Raw genomic sequence first — 20,185 nt, forward strand, 5'->3', positions numbered from 1 at the left:
GGCTATGATAAAAGGGTCATGACAAATACTTCTCAAATTCAGAAAAATTGGCTGAATAACCCTTCCTCCCTTCCCTGCAATTTGTCGCAATGGGGCTTAATTCTGGTCGAGGGGCCTGACGCTGCCAGCTTTTTACAAAACCAAGTAACAAATTCTGTCCTTGGGCTAAAACGTACCTTTCCTGGGGCTATGGCACAGGGCTTTTCTGCGGCTAGGTTGATAGGCTATTGCAGCCCTAAAGGTAGGCTTTTGGCCAGTGCTTGGATTGGCCTATTTCCTAGTGACGAGAAAGCTGAAGATCGCTTTGCTCTATTTATCTCCAAGGATATCGCTGCCTCTACTGCCAAGCGTTTGTCCATGTATGTGTTGCGCTCCAAAGCTAAAGTTATTGATCTTTCGGCGGAGTGGACTGTTTCTGCTTTGTATGGCTCGGATCAACAGATTTCTAATTACAAGTTAGATAACAGCTACATTTCATTGCGCATGCCAGATGTTTTAGTGAACGATCAATCTATTGCTCGTCTATTAATAGCATCCCCTGGTAATAATGCTTTCAACACGGATGATTCTAAGGATTCATTTGACGCCTGGAATGAGCTCGAGGTTCTGAGTGCTATTCCACGCATTGTTCAGGCAACACAAGAACAGTTTGTGCCGCAAATGATTAATTTCGAGTCTGTTGCTGGTGTTGATTTTAAAAAAGGCTGTTACCCGGGGCAAGAAATCGTTGCCCGCAGCCAATATCGTGGAGCCATTAAGAGACGCCTTCATCTTGCCCACTTCAATAACGATGGCCTGAATATTAGCGAAGCCATGCCCGGAGCGGAACTTTTCCACTCAAAAGATCCAAGCCAGCCTGCTGGAATGGTGGTTTTATCGGCACTCAATCCTGGCGCCCCAGAACAAATTGATCTGCAAGTCGAGTGCAAACTTGAGGCGCTTTTAGATGGTGAAATTCATCTTGGTAGCACTGAAGGACCTGTGTTAAAAATAGACCCATTGCCTTACCCATTAATAGAAATTTAATTTTTTTATGTGCCTTGTTCTTTTCGCCTGGAATTCTCACCCAGATTACTCTTTAGTAGTAGCAGCGAATCGTGACGAATTTTATGAGAGAGATACCGAAGGTGTTTCATGGTGGCCTGAACATCCTCATGTATTAGCAGGTAGAGATCGGGCTGATGTATTGGGTAGTCCTGGCACATGGCTTGGATTTACTAAGACGGGAAAATTTGCAGCCTTAACTAATGTTAGGGCCCCAAGTGAAAAAAATCCGGATTCTAGAACTCGAGGTGAGCTTTCTTTATCCTATCTCACCAGCAAAGATAGGCCTGCCCAATTTATTCAAGATAACGCAAAACGTTTTCAGCAATACAACGGCTTTAATCTTTTGATGGCAGATCTGAGCAATCCTGAAAATGCTGAAATGCACTGGGTAAGCAACCGCATGATGATGGGTCAAAATATCCGTCCGCGTAAGATTTTTCCACAGCAAGCCCTAGAGCCTGGAGTATATGGACTATCCAATGCCATGCTGGACACTCCATGGCCTAAAGTGAACCATCGCATTGCTGCATTTGCGCAAACTCTAGCTATGGATCAAGGTCAGCTCAAGAATGCAGATCAGTACTTAAAACTATTGGCTGATACGCATCATGCCAGCGATAACGAGCTTCCTAATACTGGGGTGAGCAAAGAATGGGAAAAAGCCCTTTCACCTGCGTTTATTAAAACGGCTTCCTATGGAACGCGCTCAAGCACGATTTTGAGAGTGCGTAAGGATGGACAGTTTGAACTAGTGGAGCGCCGCTTTGATGCTTCTGGGGCTATAGGTCACGACGTTGTAACAGGCGTACTGAGTTCGGCTTCTGACTCCAATTTATCTGTTTAGTCTTGCTCAGAACGACCATCGTCGTTCACAACGCGTTCACCATCTGCATTACGCGCAGCTAAACGCTTAATGTATTTAAAGGTACCGGTAGCCATACAGCAAATTTCACCCTGATCGTTGTATAGCTTGGCTTCACAAAAGGCCATTGTTGCCGTTCTACGCACCGTGTCTGCTTTTACCCTAAGAACACCGGTTGCGGCTTGCATAAAGTTATTTTTCATTTCAATGGTGACAACACTGCGATCACTGGGATCGCCTGATCGCGCAGCAACTGCCATAGCAACGTCCATCAGAGTCAACAGAACCCCACCATGAGCTACTTCCCAGGTATTGTTATGCTCGGGTTTGAGGGCAAGCAAAATCTCGCCTTTACCCATTTCGGCGCTTAAGCATCGAACACCAAGAAGCTTTAAAAAGGGAACGTTTAGCTCTTCGCCTAAATTGGCAAGCTGGGTCTGCGGATTAATTTGGACTTGTTTGTTCATGGGTTAATTTTAGAGGCATGTACGCGATTTAGGAAATACTCCTAGAATAGCTTATGGCCTTTACTTTAAGCGGCGATGACGTCTGTCAAGCAACCCTTCCGACCCCAATACCCGCACCCTACTGGGTTGCATTTTCCCCCTCATCTGCGAAGTTAGTGAATATCCCTCTGGATGATTTCAGTCTCCCTATTGATCAAACCTGGCTTGAAGTTTTAGCGGGCAATCAGCTCAATACAAAAGATCATCAATTCTCTAATCCGATTTCAACTGCCTATAGCGGGCATCAATTTGGAGTGTGGGCAGGTCAACTGGGAGATGGTCGTGCGATATTGCTCGGAGATATAGCCGGGCAGGAACTGCAGCTTAAAGGTGCAGGTAAAACTCATTTCTCACGTATGGGTGATGGACGTGCAGTTCTTCGCTCCTCAATTAGGGAGTTCTTATGTAGCGAAGCAATGTATGCACTAGGAATTCCGACAACCAGAGCGTTATCCATTGTTGGCTCTGATTTACCGGTAAGGCGTGAAACCATGGAGACGGCTGCCGTTTGCTCTCGCCTTGCGCCAAGCTTTATTCGGGTTGGTCACTTTGAGCATTTTGCTGCACTTCAAAATCATGAAAGACTTCAAGAGCTAGCCGATTCGCTTATCAAATTGCATTACCCAGAGGCTCTGAATGCCGAAGACCCCTATTTGGATCTATTTAAAAGAATTTGCGAGCGTAACGCAAAATTAGTCGCACAGTGGCAGTCCGTTGGCTTTTGCCATGGTGTTCTCAATAGCGACAATATCAGCGTATTGGGATTAACAATTGACTATGGCCCTTTCGGATTTTTAGATCAATTTCAGATCGATCATATTTGTAACCATAGTGATCAAGGCGGGCGCTATGCCTATCATCGCCAACCACAAATCATGCATTGGAATATGGCATGCCTAGCAAGTTCAATGATTCCCCTGCTGGAGTTGCGCTCCGATGAAAAACAAGCTCAAGAACAACTTCGATCAGCGTTGGAGACCTTTCCAGTAATTTACGCACAAGCATGGCAAGAACTATTTCGCAAGAAACTAGGATTTATCACTGCTCAAGAGGGTGACATACCCTTAATTGAACGCTTGTTGCAGGCCATGCATGACTCAAGAGTCGATTTCACAAGCTTCTTTCGCAGGCTTGGCGATTTGAAGGTTGATGAACCAATTGAGAAAAATTCATTACGCGATGACTTTATCGATCGAGAGCTAATTGATCGGTGGTTCGCTGACTATGCAGCGCGTTTACGGAGTGAGTCTAGTGATGATTCATTGCGGCAACAATTAATGAATCAAGTGAACCCAAAATATATTTTGAGAAATCATCTTGCTCAGATCGCTATAGAGAAAGCCCAGAAAAAAGATTTTTCTGAAGTCAGAAAACTCCTCAACATATTCAGCAGACCTTTTGATGAGCAGCCTGAACATGAGTCGTATGCATTGGCGCCGCCTCCAAATTTGCATGCTGTTGAAGTCAGTTGTTCCTCATAATTTTGTGGCTGTATAAATTAGTTTATTGAGAGTAAAAATGAAAAAAACAGATCAAGAATATAAAGAATCTTTAAGTGAAATTGAATATCGTGTCACACGAGAAGCTGCAACTGAGCGCCCTTTTACCGGAAAATATTGGGATCACTGGGATAAGGGACGCTACCAATGTGTTTGTTGCGGGACGCCCCTCTTTTTATCGGAGACCAAGTTTGATGCTGGATGTGGATGGCCCAGCTATAACGCTCCAGAGATTGAGTCTTCCATCAAGGAAGTGAAAGATACGACCCACGGCATGATTCGGACTGAGGTTCGCTGTGCCAATTGTGATGCCCATTTGGGGCATGTATTTGAAGATGGCCCTATGCCAACTGGATTACGCTACTGCATTAACTCTGCATCCTTGAATTTTGAACCCAGTAGCAATGCCACCCCAACAAAAACTGAGGAATAAGCAAATAGCTGGATAATCCTTTTATGAAATTTTTATTTGACCTATTTCCTATCATCTTATTTTTTATCGCCTTTAAATTTGGCGATATCTATACAGCGACGATAGTGGCGATGGTAGCCACTATTGGACAGATTCTTTGGGTTTACTACCGCCACCGTAAAATCGACGCCATGCAATGGGTCAGTTTAGTGATGATTCTGGTGTTTGGTAGCCTCACTATCTTCCTGCATGACAAAACATTTATTCAGTTAAAGCCTACTGCCCTATATTGGCTCTTTTCTGGCGCCCTATTCGTTAGTGCTCAGTTCTTTCAAAAGAACTGGATACAAGTACTAATGGGTAAACAGGTAACCCTGAAAGCTAAAAGTGCCCCCTCTGTATGGCATACCCTGAACAAGGCCTGGGCACTTTTCTTTTTCTTCATGGGCGCCTTGAATCTTTACATTGCTTTTGAATTCTCAGAAGAAACCTGGGTCAACTTTAAGTTATTTGGCAGTACAGGCTTGTTGTTAGTATTTGTCATTGCTCAAGGAGTTTGGCTCTCCAAGCATATGGAGCATCCAAGCGAATGAGCATTAATCAACAACGGATAGCTGCTTTTGATGAAGACTTGCGCAAATCTTTTCAGATCCATGCTTTAAAGATTGAAGATGAAAGCCATCTTCATGCAGGGCATGCTGGAGCAGCTAGCGGCGGTGGCCACTTTCGACTGGAGATTGTTGCTCCAGAATTTAAGGGTTTAAACCTAGTGGCTCGCCATAGAGCGGTTTATGCCGCCCTAAACCGGCATATTCCCAAGGAAATACACGCCCTGACTATTTCTGCCCTCTCCCCAGACGAGATTGACAGCTAAGGCTACTTTAAAATATACCTATCTTTTTATTAACTATCAAAAACTATGCTTAATACACGTCAGATTTTCACTATCAGCATTTTGGGCGCCGCCCTCCTTTCCACAAATGGCATGGCACAAAATGCAGTCATTGTGAATGGCAAATCCATTCCAAAAGCCCAGTTGGATAAGTTGGTACAACGATCTGGCCAGCCTGATAATCCTCAGGTACGTGATCAAGCACGTGAAATGCTGGTTACTCGTGAGTTAATTTTGCAAGAAGCTGACAAGCGTGGCGTTATTCAGAAGGCAATAGTTCGCGAGCAATTAGAGCAAGCTAAAGTAGGCGTTTTGGTTGCCGCTGTATTTGAAGACTATGTTGAAAAAGAAGGTGTTGCTGAGGCTGACTTAAAGGCTGCTTATGAATCAGTAAAAGCGCAATACACTGGTAAGGAATATCACGTTGAGCATATCTTGGTAGAAAAAGAAGCTGATGCCAAAGCGATCATTGCCCAATTAAAGGCTAGTGCAAAATTTGAAGATATTGCTAAAGCTAAATCCATTGATCCTGGATCAGCAAAAAATGGTGGCGATCTTGGTTGGGTAAGCGATAAAGCGCTAGTGCCTGAATTTTCTAAGGCTATGGTGCAACTCAAGAATGGTCAAATCACTGACAAACCCGTTAAATCACAGTTTGGCTGGCACATCATTAAGACGGTTGACTCTCGCGACGTTAAAGCGCCAAGCATGGAAGAGTTGAAAGACCAGTTAAAACAAATGATCATGTCTGATAAAGAGTGGCAAAAAGCTAAATTCGCAGAGATGATGCAAAAACTGCGTACAAAAGCGAAGATTCAATAAGAGAAATTTATCGCTTTATTTGGCGGGGTAATGGCGGGGCCTGAGTTTTTGGATTGCCATACCCGCCAGTCCGCATGCAAACGCGGACATAACAAATACATCTCTAGGTTGAGATACTTCCCATATCCAGCCTGCACATAATCCACCCAGTGTTCCACCTAGTCCGTAAGAGATAGTTGCCATTAAGGCCTGACCTCTTGCTTGTAATGGACCAGTAAACCAACGTTGCAATAATTTTGTGGCAGCACTATGGTGGGCTGCAAAGGTACCGGCATGCATGAGTTGCGCCACGATCAACACTGAGGTGATCGGCAAAAATGCAATCAACACAAATCGAATCACGCCGACTCCAAAGGCAGCTTGTAATATCACTTCAGCGTCAAGTCTACTCAAAACCTTGCTTTGGTAATAAAAGAAAACTACTTCAGCCAAGACCCCTAGAGCCCAGAAGAGTCCAATTTGCAATTTATCGTAACCAAGGTCAGCAAGATAGAGAGAATAAAAAACATATAACGCTGCATGCGCAAAGATCATAAAGAATCCAGACACCAAGAACCAGCGAACATCTGGATTGAAGAGCACAACCAATAGCTCCCCTTTTACCATCTTGCGACGCTCCATTTTGGGTTCATGCAAGCAAAAAGTAATGAGTGCCAAAGCCATTAAAACTATGGTGCCAACAATGGGGTATAGCTCAATACTCTTACGCTGAAATAATTCTCCAGCAGCAAGAACCATGGCAATAAAACCGATAGAGCCCCATAGTCGTAAACGTCCGTAACGTTTATCAAAGGAATTATCTTTATATAACGCATGGATGGTGGCAGATTCACCCAGAGGCATTAAGCTGCTAAGGATGGTGTGTAAGACAAACATCCAGATAAAAAATCCAATATAGCTCTGCAAAAAATAGATACACAAGAAAACAATTGCAGCTAGGCAAGCGCAAAAGCGAATGATGCTAATGCGATTGGATAGATAGTCTGATAACCACCCCCAAGAGAAGGGTCCAATAATTCGCGTGACTTGCAACATGGACATTAATGCTGCAATCTCAATGACGCTAAAGCCTCTTTCCAAAAAGAAAAGGCTTGCATATGGGGATACCAGCCCAACATATGCAAAATATAAAAAGAAAAAGGACCCGAAGGCCCAGCGAAGCGAAGGCGTCATCTAATAGACCAATTAATCGCGATAGGCGCCTGGTTGAGCGGCTGGAATGGATGCACTTACAGGCACATCAGCACACTGTGCGCGATGACGTAAGGCATGGTCCATCAGAACAAGTGCCAGCATTGCTTCGGCTATTGGAGTGGCGCGAATGCCGACGCAGGGGTCATGTCGACCTTTTGTTTGGACGGTAATAGGTTTTCCATCCAAGTCAATTGATTGCTTTGGGCTCATAATGCTCGAGGTCGGCTTGATTGCAATCGAGACGCGGATATCTTGACCGCTACTAATGCCGCCAAGAGTGCCGCCTGAGTTGTTCGTTCCAAAGCCATCAGGGTGAAGTTCGTCGCCATGCTCGCTACCACGTTGGGATACAGACTTGAAGCCAGCGCCAATCTCAACGCCCTTTACCGCATTGATACCCATCATCGCGTGTGCAATATCCGCATCCAATTTATCGAACAAAGGCTCACCTAGTCCCGCAGGAACATTGCGAGCACGAACCTCTATACGCGCACCACAGGAGTCCCCTGCTTTACGCAACTCATCCATGTAAGTCTCAAGCTGAGGGATGATTTCTGCATTTGCAGCAAAGAATGGATTCTTTTCAATTTGAGCAAGATCTTGAAATGGAATTGCAAGATCTCCCAACTGACTCATATAGCCATAAAATTCGGTGCCGTACTTCTCGTGCAGCCATTTTTTAGCAATTGCTGCTGCAGCAACTACTGGTGCAGTTAAACGTGCAGATGAACGACCTCCACCACGGGGATCGCGAATTCCATATTTACTTTGATAGGCGTAATCAGCATGTCCAGGTCGGAACGTCTGCAAAATATCGCCGTAGTCTTGACTCCGTTGATCGGTATTGCGAATCAACAAAGCAATTGGTGTTCCAGTGGTTTTGCCTTCGAATACCCCGGAAAGGATCTCGACTTTATCCTCTTCCTTGCGCTGTGTAACATGACGAGATGTACCGGGTTTGCGGCGATCCAAATCTAACTGGATGTCAGACTCGGAGAGATTCATACCTGGCGGGCAACCATCAACAACCGCTCCGATTGCGGGACCGTGGGATTCACCAAAAGTGGTGACAGTAAAAAGAAGGCCTAATGTATTTCCTGACATACCAACATTATGTCATTTGTCGGAAAATGAGGCTAGAACAGCTCAGGAAGGCGCTTTTTCGGTGTCTTCCGGCCAATCCCGGATATAGGCCTTCAACATCGTATTTTCGAAGTCTTGTGCCTCTACTACGGATTTGGCAACGTCATAGAAAGAGATAACACCCATCAACATTTTTTGGTCAACGACTGGCAAGTAGCGAGCATGGTCCACCAACATCATGCGACGGACCTCATCAATCTCAGTCTCCATATTGCAGGTCAAGGGTTTTTGATTCATGACGGTGTTTACCTGAAGGCCCTCTAATTTGCCGTGATGCTTAGCTAAGGCAGCAATCACTTCACGAAAAGTCAAAATGCCAACAAGCTTGTCGTATTCCATGACAACTAAGGATCCAATATCGTGTTCGCTCATTACCAGCACTGCTGTTTGCAGCGCAGTATCAGGGGCTACTGTAAAAAGTGTGCTGCCCTTAACCCGTAATATGTCGCGTACTTTCATTTGATCTCCAAAAAACTATCTATCTATAAGCCTCAATATAGACTTAAGACCTCTTTGAATCAAGAGCTAGGGATTAATTTTAGTAACGAATAACCCTAACAACGCCGTTGCGGATATCTGGCAAATTGGCCACCAATACAGCTCCGGTCAGGGTAATCCACCAAGTCAAGAAAATCCACATAAGACCCAGAGGGAAAATCGCGAACGCCCCGTAAACCGTTTTGTAGAAGGCGGTATGAGATAGGAAAATGGCAAAGCCAAACTTCATTAACTCAAAGGCAAGCGCCGCCACTAAGGCTCCCGTGAAAGCATCGCGCCATAAAATCTTTGCATAGGGAAGAATTTTATAAACAACCGCATAGACCAAAATTGCCAAGAGGATTGGTGCAATGGTTGCAAATAATTTAAATCCTACGGATACCGCACTTATCCAACCCTCCGAGGCGCTAAACAGTACACCGCTTAAATAGATTCCAATACCCAGCAATATTGGCCCCAGTATTGTTGCGGCACTATAGATTGCAATTTTCTTATGCAAAGGTCGGCTTGTTGTGACCTTAAAGATTTGATTGAAGGCACCCTCAATCACGGCAAGCGTCATGATTGTGGTAATAATCAAGCCGGTCAAACCCACATAGGTTAAGCCCTTTGCTTGCGAGGAAAATTGATCTAAATAGATGAATACTTGCTGGTTGATGCCACCAGGCATATAGGTATCCAAAAGCCATGTTTTAAAAGCATTTTTGACTTGGATAACGCTGGGGAGATAACCTATCAGCAAGGTGGCAATAGTCACCATTGGCACCATTGATAAAGTCGTTGTAAAGGCTAAACTGGCCGCGATTTGCTTCAAATTCTGACCGCGATTGCGCTCCCATATCTCTTTCGCTAGAGAGAGCCATAATTGGGGGTTACGAATAAGGCGCATCGCCGTATCATAAGAGAAGAATATGAGCCAACACGATATTTTAGTTTTGTACTACTCCCGTTATGGTGCAACCAAGGATCTGGCACGCCTGATCGCTGAAGGCATTGAAAGTATTCCCGGGGTAAATGCCCGCCTCAGAACCGTTCCTGCCATATCTGCTGTTTGCGAAGCAACAGAAGCTGCCATTCCCCAGGATGGCGCCCCTTATGCGGAGTATTCAGATTTACAAGAGTGCATTGGACTAGCCTTAGGCTCTCCAACACGCTTTGGCAATATGGCTGCACCGATGAAATACTTCTGGGATGGCAGCTCATCGGAGTGGCTCAATGGCGCCTTGATTGGTAAACCTGCCTGCGTCTTTACGAGCACGGGTAGTCTGCACGGCGGTCAAGAAAGTACCCTGCTAACCATGATGATTCCTCTACTGCATCATGGCATGTTGTTAATGGGCATCCCTTATAGCGAACCAGATTTGATGTCCTCAAGCACCGGTGGTAGCCCTTACGGTGTGACGCATCTTGCTCACGCCGATGGACGAGCGCCAATTAGTCCCGAAGAGCAACGCCTGGCAAAAGCACAAGGTAAGCGTTTAGCCGAAGCTGCTTTAATGCTCCAACAAAAAAAGTAAGGCATTAAATATTCATCATGATGAAAAAGATTCTAGAAAAAAATCCATATCAACTGATCGCTACAGCCGCCTTCATTGATCTATTTATTCTTTGCGTTTGCTGGGAGTGGTTTATCTCCCCCTTAAGACCTGGTGGTTCTTGGATGGTTCTCAAAGGCATCCCTTTGCTATTTGCAATACCAGGAATCTGGAAAGGCAAGGTTTACACCATGCAGTGGGCCTCTATGCTGATATTGCTGTATGTAACTGAAGGCTTGGTCCGCATTCTCGAAACTGGTGCTAACTTTTGGCTTGCAGTGCTTGAGACTACTCTCGCAACAGTTGGTTTTATTTGCTTATTGATGTATCTGAAGCCTATCAAAAAAGAAGCTAAAGCCCTCAAAAAAATATCGGCAGAGTAAGCATGCAAGACTTTGTCCAACAGCTATCATCACTGCTTGATTCCAAATATGTTCTTACGAAGGATGAGGATAAAGCGCCCTACTTAACTGACTGGCGCAAACGTTTTACAGGCAAAGCGCTAGCGGTGGTTCTGCCTAGCACTAGTGCGGAAGTTGCGGACATTGTTAAGCTCTGCGCACATCATCATGTCCCCATAGTCCCTCAAGGTGGTCATACTGGCTTTTGTGGTGGCGCAACACCTGACGACAGCGGCAAGCAAATCATTCTGAATCTCAAGCGCATGAATCAAATTCGTGAGATAGATATTGCCAATCAAACTATAACGCTGGAAGCCGGCTGTATTTTGCAAACTGCTCAAGAAAAAGCAGCTGCGCAAGGATTTTTATTTCCGCTAAGTCTCGGGGCCGAAGGCAGCTGCATGATTGGTGGTAACTTGGCAACTAACGCAGGCGGAACCAATGTGCTGCGCTACGGTAATGCGCGTGATCTCTGCTTGGGTTTAGAAGTGGTCACTGCTACTGGTGAAATATGGAATGGCATTAGAGGATTACGCAAAGACAATACTGGTTACGATTTACGTGATTTGTTTGTTGGCTCTGAAGGTACGCTCGGCATTATTACTACAGCAGTAATGAAGTTATATCCCCTGCCGATTTCTCAGTGGACTACCCTAGTCGCGTGCCAAGACATTGCTTCTTCGATAGCGCTATTAAATTTATTTCAAAAGCGTGCGACCTCATTGCTTACGGGTTTTGAAATGATGACCCAAGAGTCTTTAGAATTAAATGAGAAGCATTTTCCGCAAATGGCAAATCCATTAAGTGGAAGTCCACCTTTTACGATCTTAGTAGAGCTATCAGATCACGAGAGTGAAGACCATGTGAAGCAACTTTTGGAAATGATCTTGGAGGAGGCTTTTGAGTCTCATCTCATTAGTGACGCAGTCATAGCCAGCAATCTCACTCAGGCAAATGCGTTTTGGCATATGCGTGAACACATCACGCTTGCACAGGCCCAAGAAGGCGCCAATTTAAAGCACGACATCACAATTCCCCTGTCCTCTCTGGATAGCTTTATTCAAGAGACTGACGTATTGGTAAGGGCTCAGTATCCCGGAGTCAGAATTATTAATTTTGGTCATTTGGGGGATGGAAACCTCCACTACAACATTGCCCCACCCCTAGGCGTCGACCCCAAATCCTTTAATGAGAAGAATGAAAAATCGATCCACGAGCTTGTTTACGCCCAAGTGGAGCGCTGTCATGGCTCGATTTCTGCGGAACACGGCGTTGGACAGCTTAAATTAAATGATTTAAGGGCTCATAAGGGGGAAGTGGCTCATGAGCTCATGAAGACCCTAAAAAGGGCCTTGGACCCTCAAAATATCCTTAATCCCAACAAAGTAGTCTCAATTTAAAGAAATTGGCTGTTTTTTAATAAATATTTTGTAATTCCTGTCATCTCGACCCTATTTCCATGCGTTGTAAGCTCATGGAGGTGACAAATATGTCAACAAGACTCAAACGTTGGGCCCGTGCAATTCAAGAGATCGACTTGTCCAAAAGGACGCCGGAGGTCGCCATTGGTTATTTAGATAGCAAATATCGTGATATTGCTTGGCGTTATATCCGCATTCTCGGCTTTGAGCGCACCATCAGCTTCATGGCTAGCAATAATTTTCACCCAGAGTGATACTAAAAAACCCTAAATAACTGATTTATTTAGGGTTTTTGCTTTTCTGGCTGCATTGCATTAGCTTTATACAAAAAATTCTTTAGCCTCAGCTAGCAAAAGTTCTGGAATCTCTTCTGGTATGTAGTGTCCACTTGGAACTGGCTTTCCTGAAACATCGCTTGCTACTCTGCCCCAGTCATCTAGTGGCTTAAAGCATTTGTTCACCAAACCATGCTCTCCCCATAGCACTTTTAGAGGCATCTGTAGCTTTTTACCCGCAGCGCGATCCTCTCGATCATGGATAAGATCAATAGATGCAGCAGCTCTATAGTCTTCACACATAGCATGCAGACTCTCAGAATCACTTGCTCCTGCCAAATACTCCACCCATCTTTCAGAAGAGAAAATACCCGTGCCTGCATGACGACCCATATGATTTTTTAGCCAATACTCTGGGTTCGCACCGATCAAGGTTTCTGGAACTGGTTCAGGTTGTATCAAGAAAAACCAATGCCAATAGCCTTTAGCAAATTCCATCGTAGTGTTTTCATACATCGCAAGCGTTGGTGATATATCCAAGACCATGAGGCGCAGAACGCTTTCCGGAAAGTCGATCGCTAAGCGATGTGAGACTCTCCCACCTCTATCATGTCCGAGCAAGAAGAATTGGTTGAATCCCAGACTCTTCATCAGAGCATGCTGATCTGCAGCCATAGATCGCTTTGAGTAGGTAGAGTGATCTGCGTTACCGTGGGGCTTTGACGACGCTCCGTAGCCTCGGAGATCTGCTGCCACTACTGTGAAGTACTTTGCTAACTCAGGGGCTACTTGACTCCAGATTGCCTTAGTTTGTGGAAAGCCGTGAAGTAATAACAATGGAGGTCCGTTACCACCGATGAGGTATGAAATCTCAATGGGACCATCTTTTGATTGCGCGGAAAACTGTTTAGATTCAAAACCAGGAAAAGAAACGGCCATTATTTACCCAATAAAAAAGCCTCTGAAAAAGCTTTTGTTAGATCACCATTGGCGATCAGCGATTGCCTGAATTTCAGCAACCGTCACATAACCTTTATTCGATGAATCGATATAGCTAAAGTTGTTGTAAATACGGGGCATGCATCCCTTGGCCTCTTCCTTGGTAAGTTTGCCATTGCGGTTTGTATCGCATTTAGCGAAACGCTCTGCGATCTCTTTATTTCGAGAAGCTTCGTCTGCATGAGCTACAAATGGGATAGCCATAGAAGCACTCAAAGCAATAACAAACATTAATTTAGAAAGCAATCTCATTGATGATTTCCTATCTGCCTGTTGGCGTTGGATTTGCGGAGGTCTCCATTGCTGTGCGAACAACTGTTTTGGCCATAGCAATAAAGGAATCTGCTGAACCAGAGCTTGTTCTAAATGACTCCCCTTGCACAGTAATTAGGCCTTCACCCAATAATTGCTTGGATTGACTGTCTGTAATTTTGCTTTCAACTAAGAGAGCTGGTGTTTTAGAGTTGACGCCACCAGCATAGGCTGCAGCATTCATGGCCAAGCCAATCGGCGTGAAATTCCAAGGCTGCAAACTATCTGCCGAACTCTCTGCACCAGTGATGCCAACAGAAACTCGTGCAACACCCGGTCCAGACATAGTAACAATCTTAATATTTCCACGCGCATTGACAGCTTCTACCATCGACGCTTGCAATGCAGCCTTTGCTTTGTTAATTACGTCAAGACTGACATCTTTAGTGGCATTTTGATTTAAGTAGATTGGATCCAATATCACTGCGGTATAGGTACTGGGATTAACGCCTGAAACACGATATCTCCAAATTCGGGTATCTTGATTACTGGTTGCCATGGGAACCAAGAGGTTGTAATCCGGCAGGAAGCCAGATCTTGGCATTGCCTCAGTTGCTAATTTAGGCGCATTACTACATGCAGCCAAAGTAACTGCAGCGACGAATGAAATCAGCAATACGTTTAATTTTTTCATGGCGATTCCGAGAGTTGAGTTTGAACAATTAAAGAGCTACTTTGGATAATGACATCATACCCAAATCCACCTAATCTGGTGATGGACAAGGCATGATTGCACCCGTCTTCTTATGATTCTGTGGCTTGCAATCTACCTGCATCGGAGATGCTTTAGTAGGGCTACCTGCTACTTGCGCACTGCCATTGGATGATGTTTGAGCTGATGGTGTTGCCCCTGGCGCCTTGGCTATAGAGGGGGTTGGAGCAGCCTTTGCTGGGGCAAGACCCACCTCTCTATAAAAGGACTTATCGGAGCCTGGACAGGGCATTAATGCGCCTGTTTTTGGATTTACGACATCCTTGCATTGCGGGTTTGCTTCAAGACGCGCCTCCAACTGCGCAACCGAGCACCCAGCAACTACAAAAGCGACGCTAATTACCAAGGAATATGGCTTGATTAAGTTGATATTCATCGGTTTATTCTAAGGTAAAGGAATCGGCATAAATAATTGCTTTGCCGCCTATTGGGGAAAAATGACTTTAATAGTGGCAATATATCGCTATCGGTTTGATAAAAGGAGCAGTAATGAACAAAGATGCATTTGAAAAGGGCTTAAAAACCCGCCGCGAGGTTTTGGGCTCTGAATATGTAGATAACTCGATTCAGAATGCAGGCGAATTTAATATGCCCATGCAAGAGCTGGTAACTGAGTTTGCTTGGAATGCTATTTGGAATAGACCTGGTCTAGATCGTCGCTCTAGGAGCATGATCAACTTAGCCATGCTCACTGCGCTTAACCGCCCTCATGAGCTTAAGTTGCATTTAAAAGGCGCGATTAACAATGGCCTGAGTAAAGATGAGATCAGAGAAATCTTGATGCAAACGGCCATCTATTGCGGTGTCCCGGCGGCTATCGATGGCTTTAAATGTGCCAAGGAAGTCTTTGCGGAAATGGGAATCTAATTCAGGAGGAAGTGGCCTGCCCAGCACGATTCGAACGTGCGACCTACGCCTTAGAAGGGCGTTGCTCTATCCAGCTGAGCTATAGGCAGTGAGTACTGGGACTGAAAACGTAAAACAAAGAGAAAGTGGTCGGAGTACAAGGATTCGAACCTTGGACCCCCTGCTCCCAAAGCAGGTGCGCTACCAGGCTGCGCTACACTCCGACGGAATCGATATTCTACACCGAGAGCGCTATTACAGGCAAATCCTGTAAGATTTGTCCCATGCCTGCCTATTTTTCAAGCAAACTCATCAAGCAACTTCAAGCCGCATTTGCTGCTACTTTGCTTGTACTTTGCTTACTTGGGACGCATTGGATTGGCTTTTCTCATAGCATCTCCCATGAGCAACTTCAAAGTCAGATGGAGGTCGGTTCAACCTCGAGCGATAAGCTACCTTCTCTTAATCATAGTTCTGACGTTTGTCACTTATTTGACGCGCTGGCTTTGGCTGGTTTTATTGCATCTAAGTCTCTTACTGAAACTAGCTACAGTACGAGCGTATTTTTTCTAGTCAATTTAGATACCGCTTTGCTTGCTCAAATTGCGATTGAGCACTATCAATCTAGAGCTCCCCCAACCCTTCTTTCATAAATCACATTAGTAACTAGTTGGTGAACTAGTAATCGATTGATATGCGTCTACTGAAATGGCGCAGTAAAAGAAGGTATTGCAATGAAGTATAGAAATCCCTTAAAACCAAGATTCATTTGCGTTTTGGTGTCCAGTGCATTTAGCTCTATCGCTTTTGCACAAAATCAAAATCCTAGTCTGGAGATTACTGCTACTGGCAGTCAAGAAGCCACACAAAGTATTTTGACTCCCACAAAGATTCTTCAAGGAGATGAACTATTAAATAAGCTGGGTACAACCTTGGGCGCTACTCTAGCTAATGAGCTAGGTGTATCGGCAACTGGATATGGCGCTGGCTCATCCCGCCCGGTAATTCGTGGTCTTGAGGGTTCACGAGTGCAAATTCTGCAAAATGGTTTGTCAGTGGGTGATGTATCCAATATATCCCAGGATCATGCCGTTGGTAACAATATGCAAAATGCACATCAAGTTGAAATCTTGCGGGGTGCCGCCGCCCTGCTCTATGGATCTGGATCTAGCGGAGGCTTGGTAAACGTAGTTAACGATCGAATTCTCACTAATCTGCCTGATAGGCCCACTGGAGCGATTAATACTAGCTATGAGACAGTGAATAACGGTCGAGCTGGATCAGTAGAGCTTGATGGTGCCTTTGGGTCTGTTGCGGTCCATGTCGATACCGCCATTAACAATGCCAACAACTATTCCATTCCTGGAAGTTCCACCCAATCACAGGGCGAACCTGCAGGTGGCTGGACAGTGCCACCTGAAGGAAATGGCGGTAATAATTACACTGGAAAACTACCCAATACGTTTAGCAACCAAAACAATCTTGGTTTTGGAGTCTCCTATATTGGAAAATCTGGATATACCGGAGTTTCTGTAGAGCGCCTAAATAATAACTATGGCATTCCAACACCTGAAGGTGGTTCGATTAATCAATCGCAGAATCGCTATGACTTACAGCATCAAACACGCGATCCTTTTGAAGGCTTCTCGTCATTCAAGTTCAGTGCAGCCAATACGAATTACACTCATACAGAATTCGCCAGTACAGGTGAAGCAGCCTCTCTTTGGAAAAATATTGCAAACGAAGCTCGCTTAGAGCTGTCTCACAACCCTTTATTGGGGTGGAAAGGTACATTCGGCGCCCAAGTCACTGCAGCCTCATTAAATGCTACCGAAGTTGGTAGCGGTAGTTATGCCATAGTGCCCCCAACTAAAACCAATTCCAACGCTATATTTTGGATTGAAGAAGGTAAATGGAATGCCCTACAAGGCAATCTTGGCTTGAGATACAACACTGTCTCTGAAAACCCCAATACCGGCACCCTTTTAGAATCCCAAGACACTACGGCCGGTACTCCCACCCCTGGCATTACATTGCAGAATCGTAACTTCAATTTAATGTCTTATTCCGCTGGTGGCTTGTTGAACTTTTTACAAGGCCATGGCTTGGGGGTGGCGTATACAGTTTCACAACGTGCTCCTAGCGCTCAAGAGCTGTACTCGTATGGAGCGCATGAATCTACCGCGACTTTTGATATCGGCAACCCTAATTTAAGCAAAGAAACTTCAAATAATTTGGAATTTAACTATCAAAAAACATTAGGACTTCTTCGCAGTAAAGCAAGCATCTACGCTAATCGCTTTAATAATTATATTTATGGTTATTACACTGGCAACGCCATTAATAATGGTGGACAAGAAGGTGATGGATTTAGTGTAGTTACGGCTCAACAGGCTGCAGCAACCATCAAAGGTATTGAGGGTGAAATTACTTATAACTGGCGAGAGCAAGGCTTAGGCGGCAGAATATTTGGTGATGCTTCGCAGGGTAGCTTTGATGCCGGAGGAAACCTACCTTTGCAACCTGCACCAAGACTTGGGGCAGAAATTGCGCATCAAAAGAATGGCTGGCTTACGAATGCAAGCTATATCTATAGCTACCAGCAAAATCGTTTAGCAAGTTGGGAGCAAGGTCCGGCACCCAGTTACAACCTCTTAAATGCAGGAATTTCCTATACAGAGCGAGTCAAGGAAGTTAATTGGACTGTTTATCTGAATATGAAGAATTTACTGAATGAGCAAATTCGCTATGCAACTACGCCCATGGCAGTAAGACTTTATGCCCCACAACCAGGAAGAAGTTTCATGATTGGCTTGAGAGGTACTTTTTAAGTGAAGTGCTTACTAAAAAAATTTGAGAAGGAAGAATCCCAATAACCCTGATCCCAGAATAATAAAGACGGGGTTTATTTTTGTTCTCAAAATTAAATAAAGAGTAATTAGAGCCAGTCCTAATGTAATAGGACTAACGATAGAGGCCTTTGCAACTGAATAAACACCAGAAGCCATTAATCCGATGGATATCGGCTCCAGGGCATTTTGTATGCTGCGACGCCAAGGGCTCTCACCAAAGCGATTCCAGATGCGCCCAACGTAAAAGCACAAAATACTCGACGGCAAAAAGAAAGAAAGTAAAACTACGCCCGCACCCAATAGCCCGGCAACCTGAAAACCAATCACTAAGACCATCAGCATATTTGGTCCAGGGGCTATTTGGCCAATACTATAAATATGAACAAAACGGAGGTGATCAATACCGAATTGATGAGCCAATAAGGTTTGCATCTCGGGCAAAACTGCAGTTCCCCCTCCCACCGCTAAAAGTGAAAGCAGGCTGAAACAAGCCGCCAAAGAAATTAATTGGGTCATGAATCGTCTCTAGGGCGATAAATGAATATAGCAATTGGCGCCATAATCAACAACACAATTGGCAGACTCAACTTTGCAATACTCATCAATAAAAAGGTCGGAATGATGATGAGGAGCGACTTAAGATGCTTCCAGTGCTCATCACCTATTCGGTAGGTGATCGCTGCCAACAAACCGCAAGCAGCAGCAGCAACTCCAGCCAATAAAAGATTTGCTAAAGGATGATCTGTATTAGTGGTGTAGGCAACACCAATGACCAATACAAATAGAGATCCAGGCAATATTAAGCCGATTGTTGCCATACATGCGCCAAGGGCACCTCGCAAATGGTCTCCAGCCAATACAGCCAGATTCACTGAATTTAAACCAGGCATAGTTTGACTAATGGCCAAATAACCCATAAACTCATCAGCGGTAAGCCAGCGTCTTTTCTCAATTAAAAGAATACGCTCATAGGCAATTATTCCGCCTCCGAAGCTGACGGTGCCAATGATCAAAAATTGTAAAAAGATGTCAGATAGATTTACCCGTGTATTTTCATTGGGCAAATCAGATGAGATCATTCTGGTTTCCCATAAATAAGAGCAGTTTTGGTGCTACCAATTTCTAGCCAATCAGCTAATTCCATTTGAAGTTTTTTGAAGAACTTGTCTGCCCTCTTATGAGCCTTCTCTTGAGCGCGGTTTTCATCATTTACACGATAAGAAAACGCCAATTCTCCAACTATTGGATCGCCTGCAGATCTCATCCAGATAGCGATTTCACAATGTGCTTGAACACCGTTGCCGAACACGAGATTCCCCAATGGTAGACATGCTTCTAGAATTTTGTTTTTAGGGCCACCAACAATACCGATTGGGGATTTCTTATCAATAGAAAGTGTTGCAAGTCCTGGAAAATATTTGCTAACACTACTTAAGGAGCGATCAAATAAACTATCGATTGGTACTGCATCTAAGATAGCGTTGTTTGAGAATATTTGGCGACGAGAGCCAACCGTATCACCTCTTAATATTTCCTCTTTTAAACGAGCTCTTGATTTAATCTTCTTTTGTGGAGCGGGATTAAATTTAGAGGCATGCTCTAGATCATGAGTGCGACACTTTAGCGTAACCTCTGCATAATCATCAACCCAGATATTTTGCCGGGATTCGCGCACGCGCAAGATTATATTATTTAGGCGAAAGTCCTCACCAGGAGTATCGTAAAAATAAATACTACGTAAACCTGTGTTTGCATTATCAAGGTGAAAAAAATCAACCTTGCTGCTCTTACAAAACTTTACGATCTGTTCACTCAAAGCTTGAATTCTGGAATGACGGTCTAAGCCCTTGGGCTTGATTAGGAGCTTAAATTCTCTATTGGTAATAGATGGATGCATCTTCATAAAAAATTCCTTCTTTGCATGAGATTATTAACCTCTCATGAGTTTCAATACATT

The 20,185-nt window shown here is 44.5% G+C and carries 26 protein-coding genes and 2 tRNA genes; 14 read left to right on the top strand and 14 right to left on the bottom strand.

Annotated features, from left to right (window positions below):
- The first annotated feature begins 18 nt into the window (after positions 1-18).
- Positions 19-1,026, top strand: a complete 1,008-nt coding sequence (gene ygfZ, locus AOC20_RS04795) for a CAF17-like 4Fe-4S cluster assembly/insertion protein YgfZ (RefSeq protein ID WP_215361973.1) — start codon at positions 19-21, stop codon at positions 1,024-1,026.
- 7 nt (positions 1,027-1,033) lie between these two features.
- The gene (locus AOC20_RS04800) at positions 1,034-1,891 is read left to right on the top strand and encodes an NRDE family protein (RefSeq protein WP_215361975.1); all 858 of its coding nucleotides are present in this window, start codon (positions 1,034-1,036) and stop codon (positions 1,889-1,891) included.
- Here the strand turns inward: AOC20_RS04800 and AOC20_RS04805 are convergent.
- The gene (locus AOC20_RS04805; RefSeq protein WP_215361977.1) at positions 1,888-2,376 is read right to left on the bottom strand and encodes a PaaI family thioesterase; all 489 of its coding nucleotides are present in this window, start codon (positions 2,374-2,376) and stop codon (positions 1,888-1,890) included. The genes AOC20_RS04800 and AOC20_RS04805 overlap by 4 nt on opposite strands.
- Positions 2,377-2,429: 53 nt before the next feature.
- Between AOC20_RS04805 and AOC20_RS04810 the strand changes: the two genes are divergently transcribed.
- From AOC20_RS04810 to AOC20_RS04830, 5 genes are read left to right on the top strand one after another with little or no spacing between them, the layout of a single operon-like run.
- A complete protein-coding gene (locus AOC20_RS04810; RefSeq protein ID WP_215361979.1) occupies positions 2,430-3,896 on the top strand; it encodes a protein adenylyltransferase SelO in 1,467 nt (488 codons plus the stop codon).
- Positions 3,897-3,933: 37 nt separating this feature from the next.
- Positions 3,934-4,347, top strand: coding sequence for a peptide-methionine (R)-S-oxide reductase MsrB (gene msrB / locus AOC20_RS04815; protein WP_215361981.1), 414 nt, complete (start codon positions 3,934-3,936; stop codon positions 4,345-4,347).
- A 23-nt stretch (positions 4,348-4,370) separates the two neighbouring features.
- Positions 4,371-4,919 carry a septation protein A gene (locus AOC20_RS04820; protein ID WP_215361983.1) on the top strand — a complete coding sequence of 183 codons (549 nt, stop codon included), beginning with the start codon at positions 4,371-4,373 and terminating at the stop codon, positions 4,917-4,919.
- Positions 4,916-5,200 (top strand): BolA family protein, encoded by a 285-nt coding sequence (locus AOC20_RS04825; RefSeq protein WP_215361985.1) that lies wholly within the window; start codon positions 4,916-4,918, stop codon positions 5,198-5,200. Before AOC20_RS04820 ends, AOC20_RS04825 begins: the two co-directional genes overlap by 4 nt.
- A gap of 45 nt (positions 5,201-5,245) precedes the next feature.
- Positions 5,246-6,040 (top strand): peptidylprolyl isomerase, encoded by a 795-nt coding sequence (locus tag AOC20_RS04830; protein WP_215361987.1) that lies wholly within the window; start codon positions 5,246-5,248, stop codon positions 6,038-6,040.
- 15 nt (positions 6,041-6,055) lie between these two features.
- Here AOC20_RS04830 and AOC20_RS04835 read toward each other — a convergent pair whose 3' ends face one another.
- From AOC20_RS04835 to AOC20_RS04850, 4 genes are all read right to left on the bottom strand, one after another.
- Complete coding sequence (locus AOC20_RS04835; protein ID WP_215361989.1) at positions 6,056-7,213, bottom strand: MFS transporter; 1,158 nt, start codon at positions 7,211-7,213, stop codon at positions 6,056-6,058.
- Positions 7,214-7,225: 12 nt separating this feature from the next.
- The gene (aroC, locus tag AOC20_RS04840) at positions 7,226-8,338 is read right to left on the bottom strand and encodes a chorismate synthase (RefSeq protein WP_215361991.1); all 1,113 of its coding nucleotides are present in this window, start codon (positions 8,336-8,338) and stop codon (positions 7,226-7,228) included.
- Positions 8,339-8,380: 42 nt separating this feature from the next.
- Positions 8,381-8,836, bottom strand: a complete 456-nt coding sequence (locus AOC20_RS04845) for a CBS domain-containing protein (RefSeq protein WP_215361993.1) — start codon at positions 8,834-8,836, stop codon at positions 8,381-8,383.
- 79 nt (positions 8,837-8,915) lie between these two features.
- The gene (locus tag AOC20_RS04850; protein WP_215361995.1) at positions 8,916-9,764 is read right to left on the bottom strand and encodes a YihY family inner membrane protein; all 849 of its coding nucleotides are present in this window, start codon (positions 9,762-9,764) and stop codon (positions 8,916-8,918) included.
- Between the two features lie 22 nt (positions 9,765-9,786).
- Here AOC20_RS04850 and wrbA point away from each other — a divergent pair, with 22 nt between their 5' ends.
- The 4 genes from wrbA (at position 9,787) to AOC20_RS04870 (ending at position 12,486) form a co-directional block, all read left to right on the top strand.
- Entirely contained in the window at positions 9,787-10,392 is a 606-nt protein-coding gene (wrbA, locus tag AOC20_RS04855; RefSeq protein WP_215361997.1) for an NAD(P)H:quinone oxidoreductase, read from the top strand.
- A 17-nt stretch (positions 10,393-10,409) separates the two neighbouring features.
- Positions 10,410-10,793, top strand: coding sequence for a DUF2069 domain-containing protein (locus AOC20_RS04860; protein ID WP_215361999.1), 384 nt, complete (start codon positions 10,410-10,412; stop codon positions 10,791-10,793).
- 2 nt (positions 10,794-10,795) lie between these two features.
- The gene (locus AOC20_RS04865; RefSeq protein ID WP_215362001.1) at positions 10,796-12,211 is read left to right on the top strand and encodes an FAD-binding oxidoreductase; all 1,416 of its coding nucleotides are present in this window, start codon (positions 10,796-10,798) and stop codon (positions 12,209-12,211) included.
- 89 nt (positions 12,212-12,300) lie between these two features.
- On the top strand, positions 12,301-12,486 hold the full coding sequence (locus AOC20_RS04870; RefSeq protein WP_087909997.1) for a hypothetical protein: 186 nt from the start codon (positions 12,301-12,303) through the stop codon (positions 12,484-12,486).
- Between the two features lie 66 nt (positions 12,487-12,552).
- Here AOC20_RS04870 and AOC20_RS04875 read toward each other — a convergent pair whose 3' ends face one another.
- The 4 genes from AOC20_RS04875 to AOC20_RS04890 all read right to left on the bottom strand — a co-directional run bounded on the left by AOC20_RS04875 (position 12,553) and on the right by AOC20_RS04890 (position 14,906).
- A complete protein-coding gene (locus tag AOC20_RS04875) occupies positions 12,553-13,446 on the bottom strand; it encodes an alpha/beta fold hydrolase (RefSeq protein ID WP_215362003.1) in 894 nt (297 codons plus the stop codon).
- A 42-nt stretch (positions 13,447-13,488) separates the two neighbouring features.
- Positions 13,489-13,758: an EF-hand domain-containing protein gene (locus tag AOC20_RS04880; RefSeq protein ID WP_251373167.1), complete on the bottom strand. Its 270-nt coding sequence runs from the start codon at positions 13,756-13,758 to the stop codon at positions 13,489-13,491.
- Between the two features lie 10 nt (positions 13,759-13,768).
- Positions 13,769-14,452 (bottom strand): DUF3313 domain-containing protein, encoded by a 684-nt coding sequence (locus AOC20_RS04885; protein ID WP_215362005.1) that lies wholly within the window; start codon positions 14,450-14,452, stop codon positions 13,769-13,771.
- A 70-nt stretch (positions 14,453-14,522) separates the two neighbouring features.
- On the bottom strand, positions 14,523-14,906 hold the full coding sequence (locus tag AOC20_RS04890) for a hypothetical protein (protein WP_215362007.1): 384 nt from the start codon (positions 14,904-14,906) through the stop codon (positions 14,523-14,525).
- A 113-nt stretch (positions 14,907-15,019) separates the two neighbouring features.
- Between AOC20_RS04890 and AOC20_RS04895 the strand changes: the two genes are divergently transcribed.
- Positions 15,020-15,397 (top strand): carboxymuconolactone decarboxylase family protein, encoded by a 378-nt coding sequence (locus AOC20_RS04895; protein WP_215362009.1) that lies wholly within the window; start codon positions 15,020-15,022, stop codon positions 15,395-15,397.
- Positions 15,398-15,409: 12 nt separating this feature from the next.
- Here AOC20_RS04895 and AOC20_RS04900 read toward each other — a convergent pair.
- Positions 15,410-15,486, bottom strand: a tRNA-Arg gene (locus AOC20_RS04900).
- Positions 15,487-15,523: 37 nt separating this feature from the next.
- A tRNA-Pro gene (locus AOC20_RS04905) sits at positions 15,524-15,600 on the bottom strand.
- A gap of 60 nt (positions 15,601-15,660) precedes the next feature.
- Here AOC20_RS04905 and AOC20_RS04910 point away from each other — a divergent pair.
- Together AOC20_RS04910 and AOC20_RS04915 are read left to right on the top strand one after the other, a co-directional pair.
- Positions 15,661-16,029, top strand: coding sequence for a hypothetical protein (locus AOC20_RS04910; RefSeq protein WP_215362011.1), 369 nt, complete (start codon positions 15,661-15,663; stop codon positions 16,027-16,029).
- Between the two features lie 81 nt (positions 16,030-16,110).
- Positions 16,111-18,207, top strand: a complete 2,097-nt coding sequence (locus AOC20_RS04915) for a TonB-dependent receptor (RefSeq protein ID WP_215362013.1) — start codon at positions 16,111-16,113, stop codon at positions 18,205-18,207.
- Positions 18,208-18,219: 12 nt separating this feature from the next.
- Here the strand turns inward: AOC20_RS04915 and AOC20_RS04920 are convergent, their stop codons facing one another.
- From AOC20_RS04920 to AOC20_RS04930, 3 genes are read right to left on the bottom strand one after another with little or no spacing between them, the layout of a single operon-like run.
- Positions 18,220-18,744 (bottom strand): chromate transporter, encoded by a 525-nt coding sequence (locus tag AOC20_RS04920; protein ID WP_215362015.1) that lies wholly within the window; start codon positions 18,742-18,744, stop codon positions 18,220-18,222.
- Positions 18,741-19,307, bottom strand: a complete 567-nt coding sequence (locus tag AOC20_RS04925) for a chromate transporter (RefSeq protein ID WP_215362017.1) — start codon at positions 19,305-19,307, stop codon at positions 18,741-18,743. The genes AOC20_RS04920 and AOC20_RS04925 overlap by 4 nt, the downstream gene beginning before the upstream one ends.
- The gene (locus AOC20_RS04930; protein ID WP_215362019.1) at positions 19,304-20,131 is read right to left on the bottom strand and encodes a CYTH domain-containing protein; all 828 of its coding nucleotides are present in this window, start codon (positions 20,129-20,131) and stop codon (positions 19,304-19,306) included. The genes AOC20_RS04925 and AOC20_RS04930 overlap by 4 nt, the downstream gene beginning before the upstream one ends.
- Between the last annotated feature and the right edge of the window lie 54 nt (positions 20,132-20,185).

Source organism: Polynucleobacter ibericus, assembly GCF_018687955.1.
GTDB lineage: Bacteria > Pseudomonadota > Gammaproteobacteria > Burkholderiales > Burkholderiaceae > Polynucleobacter > Polynucleobacter ibericus.

Coding starts and splice junctions, on each gene's coding strand:
- ygfZ (WP_215361973.1), top strand. CDS start 19: ATGACAAATACTTCTCAAATTCAGAAAAATTGGCTGAATAACCCTTCC.
- AOC20_RS04800 (WP_215361975.1), top strand. CDS start 1,034: ATGTGCCTTGTTCTTTTCGCCTGGAATTCTCACCCAGATTACTCTTTA.
- AOC20_RS04805 (WP_215361977.1), bottom strand. CDS start 2,376: ATGAACAAACAAGTCCAAATTAATCCGCAGACCCAGCTTGCCAATTTA.
- AOC20_RS04810 (WP_215361979.1), top strand. CDS start 2,430: ATGGCCTTTACTTTAAGCGGCGATGACGTCTGTCAAGCAACCCTTCCG.
- msrB (WP_215361981.1), top strand. CDS start 3,934: ATGAAAAAAACAGATCAAGAATATAAAGAATCTTTAAGTGAAATTGAA.
- AOC20_RS04820 (WP_215361983.1), top strand. CDS start 4,371: ATGAAATTTTTATTTGACCTATTTCCTATCATCTTATTTTTTATCGCC.
- AOC20_RS04825 (WP_215361985.1), top strand. CDS start 4,916: ATGAGCATTAATCAACAACGGATAGCTGCTTTTGATGAAGACTTGCGC.
- AOC20_RS04830 (WP_215361987.1), top strand. CDS start 5,246: ATGCTTAATACACGTCAGATTTTCACTATCAGCATTTTGGGCGCCGCC.
- AOC20_RS04835 (WP_215361989.1), bottom strand. CDS start 7,213: ATGACGCCTTCGCTTCGCTGGGCCTTCGGGTCCTTTTTCTTTTTATAT.
- aroC (WP_215361991.1), bottom strand. CDS start 8,338: ATGTCAGGAAATACATTAGGCCTTCTTTTTACTGTCACCACTTTTGGT.
- AOC20_RS04845 (WP_215361993.1), bottom strand. CDS start 8,836: ATGAAAGTACGCGACATATTACGGGTTAAGGGCAGCACACTTTTTACA.
- AOC20_RS04850 (WP_215361995.1), bottom strand. CDS start 9,764: ATGCGCCTTATTCGTAACCCCCAATTATGGCTCTCTCTAGCGAAAGAG.
- wrbA (WP_215361997.1), top strand. CDS start 9,787: ATGAGCCAACACGATATTTTAGTTTTGTACTACTCCCGTTATGGTGCA.
- AOC20_RS04860 (WP_215361999.1), top strand. CDS start 10,410: ATGATGAAAAAGATTCTAGAAAAAAATCCATATCAACTGATCGCTACA.
- AOC20_RS04865 (WP_215362001.1), top strand. CDS start 10,796: ATGCAAGACTTTGTCCAACAGCTATCATCACTGCTTGATTCCAAATAT.
- AOC20_RS04870 (WP_087909997.1), top strand. CDS start 12,301: ATGTCAACAAGACTCAAACGTTGGGCCCGTGCAATTCAAGAGATCGAC.
- AOC20_RS04875 (WP_215362003.1), bottom strand. CDS start 13,446: ATGGCCGTTTCTTTTCCTGGTTTTGAATCTAAACAGTTTTCCGCGCAA.
- AOC20_RS04880 (WP_251373167.1), bottom strand. CDS start 13,758: ATGAGATTGCTTTCTAAATTAATGTTTGTTATTGCTTTGAGTGCTTCT.
- AOC20_RS04885 (WP_215362005.1), bottom strand. CDS start 14,452: ATGAAAAAATTAAACGTATTGCTGATTTCATTCGTCGCTGCAGTTACT.
- AOC20_RS04890 (WP_215362007.1), bottom strand. CDS start 14,906: ATGAATATCAACTTAATCAAGCCATATTCCTTGGTAATTAGCGTCGCT.
- AOC20_RS04895 (WP_215362009.1), top strand. CDS start 15,020: ATGAACAAAGATGCATTTGAAAAGGGCTTAAAAACCCGCCGCGAGGTT.
- AOC20_RS04910 (WP_215362011.1), top strand. CDS start 15,661: ATGCCTGCCTATTTTTCAAGCAAACTCATCAAGCAACTTCAAGCCGCA.
- AOC20_RS04915 (WP_215362013.1), top strand. CDS start 16,111: ATGAAGTATAGAAATCCCTTAAAACCAAGATTCATTTGCGTTTTGGTG.
- AOC20_RS04920 (WP_215362015.1), bottom strand. CDS start 18,744: ATGACCCAATTAATTTCTTTGGCGGCTTGTTTCAGCCTGCTTTCACTT.
- AOC20_RS04925 (WP_215362017.1), bottom strand. CDS start 19,307: ATGATCTCATCTGATTTGCCCAATGAAAATACACGGGTAAATCTATCT.
- AOC20_RS04930 (WP_215362019.1), bottom strand. CDS start 20,131: ATGAAGATGCATCCATCTATTACCAATAGAGAATTTAAGCTCCTAATC.